The sequence below is a fragment of the Pyxidicoccus sp. M15 genome (assembly GCF_056858435.1).
Window position 1 is genome coordinate 4,008,485 of record NZ_CM166495.1, and the last position, 12,742, is coordinate 4,021,226.

14 protein-coding genes are annotated in these 12,742 nt (G+C 69.5%); 9 read left to right on the forward strand and 5 right to left on the reverse strand.

The features are described from left to right. Position 1: 1 nt before the first annotated feature. Positions 2–673, reverse strand: a complete 672-nt coding sequence (locus ACX9TP_RS14975; RefSeq protein ID WP_482980406.1) for a YggS family pyridoxal phosphate-dependent enzyme — start codon at positions 671–673, stop codon at positions 2–4. Beyond that, positions 670–1,269, reverse strand: a complete 600-nt coding sequence (locus ACX9TP_RS14980) for a Maf family protein (protein WP_482980407.1) — start codon at positions 1,267–1,269, stop codon at positions 670–672. The genes ACX9TP_RS14975 and ACX9TP_RS14980 overlap by 4 nt, the downstream gene beginning before the upstream one ends. Positions 1,270–1,322: 53 nt before the next feature. Between ACX9TP_RS14980 and ACX9TP_RS14985 the strand changes: the two genes are divergently transcribed. Next, positions 1,323–2,411 (forward strand): GGDEF domain-containing protein, encoded by a 1,089-nt coding sequence (locus ACX9TP_RS14985; protein ID WP_482980408.1) that lies wholly within the window; start codon positions 1,323–1,325, stop codon positions 2,409–2,411. 76 nt (positions 2,412–2,487) lie between these two features. Here the strand turns inward: ACX9TP_RS14985 and ACX9TP_RS14990 are convergent, their stop codons facing one another. Continuing rightward, a complete protein-coding gene (locus tag ACX9TP_RS14990) occupies positions 2,488–4,056 on the reverse strand; it encodes a peptidylprolyl isomerase (protein WP_482980409.1) in 1,569 nt (522 codons plus the stop codon). Between the two features lie 221 nt (positions 4,057–4,277). On the opposite strand from ACX9TP_RS14990, the gene mreC reads away from it, so the two are divergent. The 5 genes from mreC to ACX9TP_RS15015 all read left to right on the forward strand — a co-directional run bounded on the left by mreC (position 4,278) and on the right by ACX9TP_RS15015 (position 9,533). Further along, a complete protein-coding gene (gene mreC, locus ACX9TP_RS14995) occupies positions 4,278–5,138 on the forward strand; it encodes a rod shape-determining protein MreC (protein WP_482980410.1) in 861 nt (286 codons plus the stop codon). Continuing rightward, entirely contained in the window at positions 5,135–5,635 is a 501-nt protein-coding gene (locus tag ACX9TP_RS15000; protein ID WP_482980411.1) for a hypothetical protein, read from the forward strand. Before mreC ends, ACX9TP_RS15000 begins: the two co-directional genes overlap by 4 nt. Beyond that, positions 5,632–7,668 carry a penicillin-binding protein 2 gene (gene mrdA / locus ACX9TP_RS15005; RefSeq protein ID WP_482980412.1) on the forward strand — a complete coding sequence of 679 codons (2,037 nt, stop codon included), beginning with the start codon at positions 5,632–5,634 and terminating at the stop codon, positions 7,666–7,668. Before ACX9TP_RS15000 ends, mrdA begins: the two co-directional genes overlap by 4 nt. A 7-nt stretch (positions 7,669–7,675) precedes the next feature. Continuing rightward, positions 7,676–8,803 (forward strand): rod shape-determining protein RodA, encoded by a 1,128-nt coding sequence (gene rodA / locus ACX9TP_RS15010; RefSeq protein WP_482982171.1) that lies wholly within the window; start codon positions 7,676–7,678, stop codon positions 8,801–8,803. Between the two features lie 100 nt (positions 8,804–8,903). Further along, on the forward strand, positions 8,904–9,533 hold the full coding sequence (locus ACX9TP_RS15015) for a PilZ domain-containing protein (RefSeq protein ID WP_482980413.1): 630 nt from the start codon (positions 8,904–8,906) through the stop codon (positions 9,531–9,533). 156 nt (positions 9,534–9,689) lie between these two features. Here the strand turns inward: ACX9TP_RS15015 and ACX9TP_RS15020 are convergent, their stop codons facing one another. Further along, a complete protein-coding gene (locus ACX9TP_RS15020; RefSeq protein WP_482980414.1) occupies positions 9,690–10,025 on the reverse strand; it encodes a hypothetical protein in 336 nt (111 codons plus the stop codon). Positions 10,026–10,203: 178 nt separating this feature from the next. Here ACX9TP_RS15020 and ACX9TP_RS15025 point away from each other — a divergent pair, with 178 nt between their 5' ends. Further along, positions 10,204–10,908, forward strand: coding sequence for a polyphosphate kinase 2 family protein (locus ACX9TP_RS15025; protein ID WP_482980415.1), 705 nt, complete (start codon positions 10,204–10,206; stop codon positions 10,906–10,908). Positions 10,909–10,962: 54 nt separating this feature from the next. Here the strand turns inward: ACX9TP_RS15025 and trxA are convergent, their stop codons facing one another. Continuing rightward, positions 10,963–11,292 (reverse strand): thioredoxin, encoded by a 330-nt coding sequence (gene trxA / locus ACX9TP_RS15030; protein WP_482980416.1) that lies wholly within the window; start codon positions 11,290–11,292, stop codon positions 10,963–10,965. A gap of 174 nt (positions 11,293–11,466) precedes the next feature. On the opposite strand from trxA, the gene ACX9TP_RS15035 reads away from it, so the two are divergent. Together ACX9TP_RS15035 and ACX9TP_RS15040 are read left to right on the forward strand one after the other, a co-directional pair. Continuing rightward, positions 11,467–11,853, forward strand: a complete 387-nt coding sequence (locus ACX9TP_RS15035) for a hypothetical protein (protein WP_482980417.1) — start codon at positions 11,467–11,469, stop codon at positions 11,851–11,853. A gap of 69 nt (positions 11,854–11,922) precedes the next feature. After that, on the forward strand, positions 11,923–12,741 hold the full coding sequence (locus tag ACX9TP_RS15040) for a cytochrome C assembly family protein (protein ID WP_482980418.1): 819 nt from the start codon (positions 11,923–11,925) through the stop codon (positions 12,739–12,741). Position 12,742: the final 1 nt, after the last annotated feature.

The window sequence follows — 12,742 nt, forward strand, 5'->3', positions numbered from 1 at the left end:
GTCACGCCCGCTCGCCGAAGATGGCGGTGCCCACGCGGACCACGCTGGCCCCCTCCTGGATGGCCAGCTCGAAGTCGTGCGTGGTGCCCATGGACAGGCCCGGCAGGCCGTGCGTCCGCGCCAGCTCGCGCAGCGCCTGGAAGTAGCCGCGCGCTTGCGCCTCGTCGTCCGTGGGGGGTGGCAGCGACATCAGCCCCACCAGCTGGAGCCCGGGCAGGGCGCGCGCTTCCGCGAGGAACGTCCCCAGCGCCGCGGGCTCGAGCCCGCTCTTGGTGGCCTCGCCGCCCACGTTGACCTCCACGTAGCAGGGCAGGGCAGGCGCGCCCTCGCGGCGCTTGGACAGCTCGCGCGCCACCTCCAGCCTGTCCAGCGCGTGGAAGGCGCCGGCCACGCGCGCCACGTACTTCACCTTGTTCGTCTGCAGCGCGCCAATGGCGTGCCACCGCAGGCCCTCCAGGTCCGCCAGCTCCGCGGCCTTGTCCCGCAGCTCCTGCGCGTAGTTCTCCCCGAAGTCGCGCTGGCCCGCGGCCCAGGCCTCGCGGATGAGCGCCGCCGGCTTCAGCTTGGACACCGCCACCAGCGTCACCGACTCCACCGGCCTCCCGGCGCGCGCGCACGCCGCCGCCACCCGCTCGCGCACCGCCGCCAGCCGCTGCGCCACGCTGTCGCTCACGGCGCGGCCCTCCACGGCAGCGGCACCCCGGCGCGCTCCAGCAGCGCCAACGTCTCGCCCAGCGGCAGGCCGATGACGTTGGTGGGGCTGCCGTCCACCGCCGCCACGAGGAAGCCTCCCTTGCCCTGGACGGCGTAGGCGCCCGCCTTGTCCAGCGGCTCGCCGGTGCCCGCGTACCAGGCAATCTCCCCCGGGGTGAGGGCCCGGAAGGTGACGCGGGTGCGCACGACGAGTGCTTCCGCGTGCCGGCCGGCCAGCGCCACGCCGGTGTGCACCTCGTGGGTGCGGCCGGAGAGGCGGCCGAGCATGGCCTTCGCCTCCTCGGCGTCCCGGGGCTTGCCCAACAGCTCCGGGCCCAGCACCACGGTGGTGTCCGCGGCCAGCACCCAGGCCCCGGGGTGCCGGGTGGCCACCGCCCCGGCCTTCTCCCGGGCCAGACGCAGCACGTAGGCCTCGGGGGGCTCGCCCGGGCGGGGTGTTTCGTCGATATCCGCCGCCGACACGGTGAAGCTGAGTCCCAGTTGTGACAGCAGCTCCCTGCGCCGGGGCGAGGCAGAGGCCAGGATTAGCAACGTTTGCTCCGCGTTCGAGTGCATGTTACGGCTCGGGTCGGCCTTACCAGACTTGCGCCTCGGAGTGGACTCTACGGATGAAGCCCGCAGACCTCCTGTCGGCCATGAAGCGGACGGTGGAGCAACTGGCCGCCTTCAACGAGATGGCCAAGGCGTTGACCTCCACGCTGGAGCTGCGCGAGGTGCTCGCGCTCGTCATGCAGAAGGTCAGCAGCCTGCTGCTGCCCCGCAACTGGTCTCTCATCCTTCAAGACGAACGCACCGGGAAGCTCTACTTCGAAATCGCGGTGGGTGACGGCGCCGAGGTCCTCAAGGGCCTCCAGCTCAACCCCGGCGAGGGCATCGCCGGCGCCGTCTTCAGCTCCGGCGTCGCCCGGCTCGTCCACGACGTGGGGGGAGACCCCAGCTTCTCCCCCCGCTTCGACGAGGCCTCCGCCTTCCACACCCGCTCCATCCTCGCGGTGCCGCTGCTCGCCCGCGGCCGGGTGCTGGGCATCATCGAGCTCGTCAACGGCCCCACGGACCCGCCCTTTACCAACGAGGACCTCACCACCCTCACCGCCATCGCGGACTACGCGGCGATTGCCATCGAGAACGCGCGCAACTTCCGCCGGGTGCAGGAGCTCACGATTACCGACGAGCACACCGGCTGCTACAACGCCCGGCACCTGCGCGCGCTGCTGGACCACGAGGTGAAGCGCGCCGCGCGCTTCCGCCATCCGCTGTCGCTCGTCTTCCTGGACCTGGACCACTTCAAGAGCATCAACGACAGCCACGGCCACCTGATGGGCAGCGCCGCCCTCAAGGAGGTGGGCGACATGCTCATCGCCCTGGGCCGGCAGAACGTGGACTCCGTCTTCCGCTACGGCGGCGACGAGTTCGCCATGCTGCTGGTGGAGACCGACCTGGACGGGGCCACCCACATCGGCCAGCGCATCTGCGAGGCCTTCCGCGGCCGCCCCTTCCTCCAGGAGCACGGCCTGGACGCGCGCCTCACCGCCAGCGTCGGCGTGGCCACCTTCCCGGACCACGCCATGTCCGCGCTGGACCTCATCCGCGCCGCGGACTTCGCCATGTACGCGGCCAAGGCCCGCGGCCGCGACGGCGTCTGCATCGCCGTGCCCACCACGCCGGACACCGGCTCCTCGGACTTCCCCGCGCGCTGAAAAAGCCAGAGGGCCGGGGAGGGAAGCTCCCTCCAGCCGGCCCTCGTGGGGACTTCCAGGTGAAGGCGACGGGCGGCTAGCCCGCGCCCACCACCGAGTCGATGGCCTCGGTGTTCGTCACCACCGTGCCCGTCTTCTTCAGGGACTTGAGGAAGGACTCGGTCAGCTCGATCTGCTTGGCCTGCTGGGCCTGGGCGCGCAGCTCGTCCTTGCGCTTCTCGAAGCCGGCGGTGTCCGGCTTCTGGCGCTCCACCACCTGCGTCACCACGAAGCCCTCGCCCACCGGGAAGACCCGGTCCAGCGGCTGCGGGGCGCTGGCCGCGAACACGGCCTTCACCAGCTCGGGCGCGGGGCCCAGGTGCGGCACGGCCTCACCCTCGGCCGTGAAGCTGTCCGTCTCCACCGCCTCCGGACGCGTCTCCGTCTCGAAGCGCAGCAGCGCCGGCTGCTCCTTCTCCGCGGGGAAGAGCTCCTTGAGCGTCTTGCCGCCCTTGACGGAGGCCAGCGCCTTCTCGGCCTCGGCGCGGGCCTGCTCCTTGGCGCGGTCCTGCTTGTAGAGCGTGGTGGCAATCTCGTCCTGGACGTCCTCGAGCTTCTTGTCCTGGGCCGCCTGCTTCTCCTCCACCTTCACCAGGTGCACGCCGAACTTCGTCTCCACCGGCTGCGTCACCTCGCCCGCCTTCAGCGCGAAGGCCGCGTCCGCCAGCGACGGCTCCCAGCTGCCGCGCTCCACCCAGCCGAGGTCTCCCCCGCGCGCCTTGCTGCCCGGGTCCTCGCTGCTCTCCTTCGCCACGGCGGCGAAGTCCTTGCCGCCCTCAATCTCCTTGCGCAGCGCCTCGGCCTTCGCCTTCGCCTGGGCCTTCTGCTCGGCGGTGGCGTCCGGGGCCAGCTTCACCAGGACCTGGCGGGCGTGGATGCGCTCGGGCTGCTGGTACACGAAGCGGTTGGCCTCGAAGTAGTCCTTGATCTCCTTCTCGTGCGCCTTCTTCCACTCCGCCAGCTGGGCGGCCGTGGGGGCGGGCACCTTCTCCGCGTACATGGTGGGCAGGAAGCGCGCGAAGACGACCTTCGCCTGGTTGCCCTGCTTCTCGAAGCGGGCGCGGACCTCGTCGTCCGACACCACCGCATTGGCGCGCACCACGTCCACCATCTTCTGCGCGGCCATCTGGCGGCGCAGCTCACCCTCGAAGTCCGGCGCCGTCTTCCGGTAGAAGTCGCGCAGCACCTGCTTGTAGCGCTCCATGTCGAACACGCCGTCCTTCTGGAAGTCCGGGTTCTGATGGATGAGCTTGCGCAGCTCGTCGTCGGAGGCGGTGATGCCGTGGCGCTCGGCCGCCTGGGCGAGCAGCTCGGTGTTCACCAGGCGGTCGAGCACCTGGTTGTGCATGCCGAACTGGCGGGCGACGGATTCCGGGATGGGGCTGCCCTGCGAGCGCAGGAAGTTCATCTGCCGGGCCCACGCGGTGGCGAAGTCGCGCATGGGGATTTCCTTGCCGTTCACCGTGGCCACCGAGCCGGGGGCCGTCGTCGCCGCGCCGGTGCCGCCGAAGCCGCTGCTGCCCGGCCCGAACGACAGCGTGAACACCACCGCGATGCCGATGATGAACACCAGGGAGAAGACCTTCCGGGGATTCAGACCGTCCATTGTCGTCACTTCAGGGGCAAACGCGCCGAGAAAAGCCGTGCGGAAGGACTCGCGACGCGGTGTTGTTGGTAGCCCGGCCGGTGGGTGGTGGAGCTTCAATCACCCCCGACGCAAGGCCTTGACTGCCTAGGACAACGCACCGGAAAATGCAAGCGATTTAGAGAGTTTAGCCCACCCCCGACCCCACCAGCCCCACCCTCCCACCCAGGGATTACTGCCCCTTGCTGTCGCTCCTCAAGCGGTACCGCCGCCCCCTCATCGTGGGCGTCCTGCTGCTCTACCCGCTCCTCGCCTTCCTGCTGAGCGGGCGGAAGGGCAGGGACCCCAATCCCATCGACCGGGCCGTCATCGCCCTGTCGTCACCCGTGCAGCAGGTGCTCACCACCTCCATCGAGGGCTCGGTGGCGGCGGTGCGCGGGTACCTCGACTTGCGCGGGGTGCGGCAGGAGAATGACGCGCTGCGGTTGGAGAACCTCCAGTTGCGGGCGGCGGTGCAGTCGTTGGGCGAGTCGCGCGCGGAGAACGAGCGGCTGCGCAAGCTGCTCGGCTACGCGGAGGCGGAGTCCGGGCCGGAGATTCCGGCGCGGGTGGTGGGAGTCAATCCGGTGGCGAAGCTCCTGTCGGTGCGTATCAGCAGCGGTGAGAAGGACGGCGTGTTCCGCGGCATGTCCGTGGTGACGCCGGACGGAATCGTGGGGCAGGTCATCCGCGCCACGGGCGGCTACGCGGACGTGGCGCTGGTGACGGACCCGCAGAGCCGGGTGGCGGTGCGGGTGCAGCGCTCGCGGGCGCGGGGCACGGCGTCGGGCACGGGCGCGGGTCCGCTCAAGCTGGAGAACATGCTGCGCACCGAGGACGTCGAGGACGGTGACCTCATCATCACCGCGGGCACGGATGGCATCTATCCTCCGGGCGTGGTGGTGGGCAAGGTGACGAACCTGGAGAAGAAGGAGCACGGCATGTTCCAGGGCGCGGACATCGTCCCGGCGGTGGATACGAGCAAGCTGGAAGAGGTGTTGGTGGTGGGCAGTCCCTACAGCGCCATGGCGCCGGGCAGCACCGCGGAGGGCGCGTCGAAATGAAGTTCCTGGTGACGGTGGGCCTCGCGCTGGCGTTGCTCACGTTGGAGTCGGTGGTGGTGAAGCAGGCGGGCCTGGTGCTCGGCCGCATTGACGTCACCGTGGTGCTGGTGGCGTTCCTGGCCCTGCGCGCCACGCTGCTGGAGGGGGCCTTCTCCGCGTTCGCGGTGGGCTACCTGCTGGACCTCATGAGCGGCCAGCCCACGGGCCTCTTCACGTTCCTCGCCGTGTTCACCTTCCTGGTGGGCCGGCTGGTCTCCACCTTCGTGGACGTGCGCGGCGCCCTGTCCTTCGCCCTGTTCGCCATGGGCGCGGACGTGGGGCACTCGCTGCTGTCCACCTTCTTCACGTGGCTGACGGTGAAGGACGGCAGCACGGGCTCGCTCTTGTCGGGCCTGCCGCTCCAGGTGGTGCTGACGGGGGCCGCGGCGCTGGCGCTCTTCCCCCTGCTGCGTCGCTTCGAGGCGAGCCAGGACCGTCAGATGGGGTTGCTGCGGTGACGCCTCCCACGCTGGGCAATACGACGCCGGGCCGCGAGCTGAAGCGGCGCTTCCTGTGGCTGGGCCTCGCCATGTCCGCGGGCCTGGTCCTGCTGTCCATCCAGCTCTACCGGCTGCAGATCACCCGGGGCGAGGAGTACTCCGCCAAGAGCGTGGCCAACTTCGTGAAGGAGGTGCGGCTGCGCGCCGACCGCGGCGTCATCAAGGACGCGCGCGGCACCATCCTCGTGGACAGCCGTCCGTCCTTCGACGCCTTCGTCACGCCGGCCTTCTGCACGGACTGCTTCGAGCAGGTGATTCCGCGCCTCGCGGAGTTGCTCCAGTGGGACGCCGACCAGCGCAAGAAGGTGGAGGACATGGTGCGCATGGGGCGGCGCAACGCGCCCTTCCAGCCGGTGCCGGTGCGCGTGGACCTCACGCGTGACGAGTACGACCGGCTCGCCGCCCGCCGGGACATCCTCGACGGCGTCGAGGTGGCGCCCGTCCCGCACCGCTTCTACCGGACCAACACGGTGCTGTCGCACGTGCTGGGCTACATGAACGAAATCACCCAGGAGGAGCTGGAGCGGCTGGGCGCCGACGGCGTGAAGTACGCCCTGGGGGACTACATCGGCCGGCGCGGCCTGGAGCGCTACTTCGAGAAGCGGCTGCGCGGCACGGACGGCGTGCGCAAGGAAGTGGTGAACGCGCGCGGCCAGACGATTGAAGAGCTCAACATCAAGCTCGGCGACAACGCCGTGGTGCAGCCCCGCGCGGGCAGCAACCTGGTGCTCTCCATCGACATGCGCCTCCAGGAGGAGGCGGAGCGGGCCTTCCCGGGCGTGACGGGCGCGGTGGTGGCCATCGACGTCAACACCGGCTTCATCAAGGCGCTGGTGTCCCGCCCGGGCTTCGACCCCAACCTGCTCACCGGCCGCGTGACGCCGGCGCAGATGGCCCTGCTGTCCAGGGACCCGCTGGAGCCGATGATCAACCGCGTGGCGGCCGAGCACTACAGCCCGGGCTCCACCTTCAAGGTCGTCACCCAGCTGGCCGCCTACAAGTCGGGCGCGTTCCGCCCGGAGACGTCCGTGTCCTGCCCCGGCGGCTACCGGCTGGGCGCGCGCGTGTGGCGCTGCCACAAGGACAGCGGCCACGGGCACATGGACGGCTACAACGCGATGAAGACGTCCTGCGACACCTGGTTCTACAAGGTGGCGGACACCATCGGCCTGGACCCCATCGGAGAGATGGGCAAGGCGCTGGGCCTGGGCGCGCCCACGGGCATCGACGTGGTGGCCGAGGTGCCGGGCATCATGCCGACCAGCGCGTACCACGACAAGGCGTCGCCCGGCGGCTACACCAAGGGCATGGCGCTCAACAGCGCCATCGGCCAGGGCGACGACAACGTCACGCCGCTGCAGCTGGCGCTCGTGTACGCGGCCATCGCCAACGGCGGCACGCTGTTCAAGCCGCAGATGGTGCAGCGGCTGGAGAACCTGGACGGTGAAGTCGTCGAGGAGTTCAAGCCCGAGGTGGTGCGCCGGGTGGACATCCCGGCCGCGCACCGCAAGGCCGTGATTGAGGGCCTGGTGAAGGTGGCCCAGGAGCCGGGCGGCACCGCGTACCGCGCGCGCATGGCGGGCATCCAGGACAAGGACATGCAGGTGGCGGCCAAGACGGGCACCGCGCAGGTGGCCCGGCTGGGGACGGTGCGCCTGAAGACGCATCAGATGAGCTTCTTCGAGCGCGACCACGCCTGGTTCGCGGGCTTCGCTCCGGCGGACAAGCCCGAGCTGGCGATTGTCGTCCTCAACGAGCACGGCGGCCACGGCGGCGCGGACGCGGCGCCCACGGCCATGGCCGTCATCCAGAAGTACTTCGAGTTGAAGAAGCAGGACGCGACGGCGCCGCCGCCGCGTCCCAACCAGCCCTACACCCCGTCCCTGTCGCGCGCGCCGAGTCCTGACGAAGCGGCGCTGACGCGGGGCGTGCGACCGCCGGCCGACCTGCCGGGTGACGACGAGGACGAGACACGTGCAACTGCGGATTGAGCGGCGGATGGTGCCCCACATCCCCTGGGGCCTCATCATCTGCGTGCTGGGGGTGTGCCTGCTGGGCATCTGGAACCTGGCCTCGGCCTCGCGCCCGCCGCACGCGCCCGTCTGGTCCGCCCAGACGCTGTTCCTGGGCCTGGGCATGGTGGCGGTGCTGGTGGTGTGCCTGGTGGACTACCGCTGGATTCAGCGCATGGCGCTGCCCATCTACGTCGCCAACATCGTGGCGCTGCTCGCCCTGCGCGTCATCGGCCACACCGCCAAGGGCGCCGAGAGCTGGTTCGCCATTGGCTCGTTGCGCATCCAGCCCGCGGAGTTCATGAAGATTGGCGTGGTGCTGATGCTGGCCAAGGTCTACCACGACGACTTCCGGCCCAACGAGCCGTCCTATGGACTGGTGCGGCTGTGGAAGCCGCTGCTCGTCGTCGCCGTGCCCTTCGTGCTGGTGCTGGTGCAGCCGGACCTGGGCACCGCGCTGATGATTGGCCTGTCCTCGCTCACCGTCATCCTGTTCGGGAAGGTGCGCTGGTACCTCGTGGCCACGCTGGTGGCGGGCATCCTCGCGGGCGCCATCGTCATCTGGAACGACTACATCCGCGAGGTGCCGGAGCCGCGGCCCACCATCGTCCGGCACTACCTGAAGAAGCACCAGAGCCAGCGCATCTCCGGGTGGTTGGACCCGGAGGCGGACCTGCGCGGCAGCGGCTACCACGCGGCGCAGTCGAAAATCGCGGTGGGCTCCGGCGGCGTCTCCGGCAAGGGCTGGCGCGAGGGCACCCAGACGGGCCTGCGCTTCCTGCCCGAGCAGCACACGGACTTCATCTTCTCCGTGTGGGCGGAGGAGCACGGCTTCGTGATGTGCGTGTTGCTCCTGCTGCTCTATGGCGCCATCTTCATCTTCGGCCTGGGCGTGGGGTTCAGCGCCCGCGACAGGTTCGGAGCCTTCGTGGCGGTGGGCGTGGTGGCCATGCTGTTCTGGCAGGTCTTCGAGAACATCGGCATGGTGATTGGCCTGTTGCCGGTGACGGGAATCACCCTCCCGCTGATGAGCTACGGCGGCTCCTCCATGATGTCCGTGATGCTCAGCATCGGCCTGCTGGTGAACATCAGCATGCGCCGACACATGTTCTGAGCCGTGCGGCCGCGGCTTGCCGCGGCCGGTGCATGGCCCGCCTGAAATTCAACTTCCCGGCGGGATGGGGGTAGCGTTCCGGGGCAGGTGGAGGTCGTGCATGCAGCGGAAAGCCGCCCAGAAGAGCAGTGTGACGGTTCGCGCGCCGGTGGCCGAGGCGCCGGAAGTGGCGAAGGCGGGGCGCCCCGTGGCGGGCGCCCCGGACGCGCGCGGCTCGGCCGCGCCCCTCATTGAAATGAACCAGGGGGAGGCCGAGCACCGGCAGTTCCCCCGCGCCCAGTTGGCCACGCGCTTCGAGGTCTGGGTGGACGGGGAGGGCGGGCGGCGCTTCGCCGCGAGCTTCACGTCCATCAACGTGAGCGTCAGCGGGGCCTTCCTGGAGAGCACCTTCTACCTGCCGCTGGGCACGGTGCTGGGGGTGCGCTTCTCACTGGAGCCGGGCGCCCCGCCGGTGCTGGCGCGGGCGGAAATCGTCCGCGAGGAGCGCGACGACGGGCCGGACGGCCGCACCGGCTTCGGCATCCGCTTCATGGACTTCAGCGGGCAGACGGAGGTGGCGCTGGCCCGCCTCTTCGTGGGCATGCGGCTGCGCGCCTTCGCCGAGGAATATCTGAAGTCTCAGCGGGCTCGCTCACTTCCCAATGAATTGGAACGCGTGGTGGATGTGCTCGCCGCCTGGGAATTGCTCAAGGCCACCACTTCCGCCGTGGACCCCTGGCAGGGCGGGTAGCGCCGAGCGCATCACTCCGGTGAGCGTGGAAACGGACAGTGATACAGGTATTGGCGTCTGTGATTCCCTGGCGCACACAAGGGGTGTGGGGAGCGCCGGGGGCGTGACACATGCGGCTCGCCCAGGGCCGTGGGCGTGAACCGCTCGCGTCATGAATCAGGCCGACTTGCCACCCGACAGCTGCTTGCGACGCTCCGCCTGGTAGTGCGCCGAGCACAGCCCCTTCGAGCGCTGCTCCCGCGTGCAACCATCCACGGTGCAGCGGCGGTCCGCCGGAACCATGTTTCCGCCCGCCAGCACCTTGGGCGGACGGCCGCGACGGCGGCTTGCCGTCATCGTGTTGTGGCTTGCGCCATTGCCACCCAGTGACGGCATGCCGGTGTTCAGCGCGCGCAGCATGCCCCGGCCGATGGCGTCTCCCAGCGCCTCCGCCCAGTTCACCATGGCTGGCGTCAGCGGGACGTTGGACAATTCTTTGCGTGGACGTGCCATGAATACTCCAAGTGAAAACAGTTGGTGAAGACAAACACTGCTATGTGCCTATTTGGCGGTTGAGGTCATCGCTGTCAATACAACCTTGGAGGGGTCTGTCGTGACTCGTAAACGTTTTCAAAAAATTGATGACAAGACTGAACACGGATACGTATTTCCCGTAAGTCCGCCGGGCACGTTGTCACTGAGCGCGGTGGATTTGGGCGTCTCGGTGGAGGACGACGAGTCCTACGAGAAGGAGCTGGCGGTGCTCCAGCAGCGCGCCTTCCAGCTGCAGATCCAGACGTACCTGGCGAAGCGGCGGGCGGTGCTCGTCTTCGAGGGCTGGGACGCCTCGGGCAAGGGGGGCGCCATCCGCCGGCTGACGTCGCTGATGGACCCGCGCGGCTACAAGGTGTGGCCCATCGGTGCGCCGTCGGAAGAGGAGAAGCGGCACCACTACCTCTGGCGCTTCTGGGCGAAGACGCCGGGGGCGGGCGAGGTCTGCGTGTTCGACCGGAGCTGGTACGGCCGGGTGCTGGTGGAGCGGGTGGAGGGCTTCGCCCGGCCGGCCGAGTGGCGGCGCGCCTACGCGGAAATCAATGCCTTCGAGCGGATGCTCACCGACGACGGCGTGCGCATGGCGAAGTTCTTCATCCACATCGACAAGCAGACGCAGCTCAAGCGCTTTCGCGCTCGGGAGAAGGACCCCACGCGGCGCTACAAGCTGGGCCCGGACGACTGGCGCAACCGCTCGAGGTGGGGGAAGTACCAGGGCGCCATCCAGGACATGCTGGACCACACCCACCGGCCGGACGCGCCGTGGCACGTGGTGCCCGGCAACGACAAGCGCTTCGCGCGGCTGGAGGTGCTGCGCCGCTGCGTGGAGTTGCTGGAGGAGTAGGGGCGGCGCGCGGGCGGGCAGGGGCCCTCCCGCGCGCACGTTCCCGGGCGCCGACTACAGCGCCTTCTGGAGGGCCGCCTCGATGCGGGCCTTGGGCACCGCGCCGACAATCTGGTCCACCACCTTGCCGCCCTTGAAGATGAGCAGGGTGGGGATGGAGCGGACGCCGTACTGCTGCGGGGTGTCCTGGTTGTCGTCGATGTTGAGCTTGGTGAACTTCACCTGCCCCTGGAACTGGGTGGCCAGGGCGTCGATGGCCGGGGCAATGGCCCGGCACGGCGCGCACCAGGTGGCCCAGAAGTCCACCAGCACGGGCTGCTGGGATTCCAGCACCTGCTTCGTGAAGTCACCGTCCCCGACGTTCGTCACATTGTCGCCTGCCATGATGTCTCCTCCGGGCCCACTTCCGGCCATTCGGCGCGTCGTCTAGTACGCGCCCGTTGGCCCTGCAAGAACGGGCCGGGCATCAGCCCATCTGGCCGGACAGATGCGGATGGAACAGGGGCGTTTCAACCCAATTCCCCGAACGGCCCCCCGCGACAGGGGAGGTGGTGTAAGATGGCGGGCGTGACGAAGCTCTTCCTGCCCCAGACCCAGCTCGAGGAGTGGGCACTGGCGGACAAAGCAGACCTGCGCGAGGGCAAGCTGGTGGTGATGGCGGAGGGAGGTGTGACCTTCCCCGTCACCCCCGCGGTGCACTTCGTCCAGCTCGTGTCGGGTGAGGACAGCCAGGGGCTGGTGGCCCGGGTGAAGACCGAGGAGCAGCTCGCCCGCCTGGGGGCCGAGCAGATGGCCGACTCGGTGCTGGTGGGGGACAACGCCTACGAGGTCGTCCCGGGGTATGTCACGGAGGTCGCCTCGGCGCCCCGTCCGGAAGGAGGAGCGAAGAAGCCCGACTCCGAGGCGGATCTGCTCGCCGCCTTCATCCTCAACAAGATGGGCTGATACCGCCCGTCTCCAGACACGAGAAGCCGGGCTGAATTCCCCGGCTCCGGTGGTTAAGAGCCTGTGCCCATGAGCCATACGCTCGTCTCGCTCGCCTGCCACGCCTATGGCATCGCCGCCGTGGTCTACCTCGCCTATCTGGTCCGCCAGAAGGAGGTGCTGGCCACCGTCGGCCGCGTGCTGGTGGGCGGCGGGCTGGCGCTGCACGGCGTGGCCCTCTTCGAGCTGCTCGGCGTCCAGGAGGGCCGGCCGGTGGGACTGGCCCAGGGCTTCTCCGCGCTCGCCTTCCTGCTGCTCGCCATCTTCCTGGCGCTGGACGTGCGCTACAAGCGGCCCGTCATCGGCGCGTTCCTCACGCCGCTCGCGGTGACGGTGTTGATACCGGGCCTGTTGCTCCAGGGCGGCCAGTCACCGCTGCCGCCGGGCGTCCGCCAGCCGCTGCTGCCGCTGCACATCACCCTGGCGCTGCTGGGGCTGGCGGCGTTCGCCGTGGCCGCGGGCGTGGGCGTCATGTACATCCTCATGGAGCGGCAGGTGAAGGCCAAGCGCTTCGGGCTGCTCTTCTCGCGCCTGCCCTCGCTGGAGTTCCTGGACACGCTCAACCGGCGCCTCGTCGTCTGGGGCTTCATCGCGCTGTCGGTGACGCTGGCCACGGGGGCCTTCTTCGTCACCACCACGGACCTGGGCTGGCACTGGGACGGCAAGTCGATTGCGACGGTGGTGGCGTGGGGCGTGTTCGCCGCGCTGGTGAATGCGCGCATCTTCGCGGGGTGGCGCGGGCGCCGCGTGGCGCTGCTCACCATGGCGGGCTTCTGCCTGGTGCTGGTGTCCTTCCTGTCCTCCTATGACCTGGCGGCGCCGACGGCCGCGGCCATGAGGTTGCCCTGAG

Excerpts from the sequence above, each read along its gene's own strand:
- ACX9TP_RS14980 (WP_482980407.1), bottom strand. The coding sequence starts at position 1,269 with ATGCACTCGAACGCGGAGCAAACGTTGCTAATCCTGGCCTCTGCCTCG.
- ACX9TP_RS14985 (WP_482980408.1), top strand. The coding sequence starts at position 1,323 with ATGAAGCCCGCAGACCTCCTGTCGGCCATGAAGCGGACGGTGGAGCAA.
- ACX9TP_RS14990 (WP_482980409.1), bottom strand. The coding sequence starts at position 4,056 with ATGGACGGTCTGAATCCCCGGAAGGTCTTCTCCCTGGTGTTCATCATC.
- ACX9TP_RS15000 (WP_482980411.1), top strand. The coding sequence starts at position 5,135 with ATGAAGTTCCTGGTGACGGTGGGCCTCGCGCTGGCGTTGCTCACGTTG.
- rodA (WP_482982171.1), top strand. The coding sequence starts at position 7,676 with ATGGTGCCCCACATCCCCTGGGGCCTCATCATCTGCGTGCTGGGGGTG.
- ACX9TP_RS15015 (WP_482980413.1), top strand. The coding sequence starts at position 8,904 with ATGCAGCGGAAAGCCGCCCAGAAGAGCAGTGTGACGGTTCGCGCGCCG.
- ACX9TP_RS15020 (WP_482980414.1), bottom strand. The coding sequence starts at position 10,025 with ATGGCACGTCCACGCAAAGAATTGTCCAACGTCCCGCTGACGCCAGCC.
- trxA (WP_482980416.1), bottom strand. The coding sequence starts at position 11,292 with ATGGCAGGCGACAATGTGACGAACGTCGGGGACGGTGACTTCACGAAG.
- ACX9TP_RS15035 (WP_482980417.1), top strand. The coding sequence starts at position 11,467 with ATGGCGGGCGTGACGAAGCTCTTCCTGCCCCAGACCCAGCTCGAGGAG.
- ACX9TP_RS15040 (WP_482980418.1), top strand. The coding sequence starts at position 11,923 with ATGAGCCATACGCTCGTCTCGCTCGCCTGCCACGCCTATGGCATCGCC.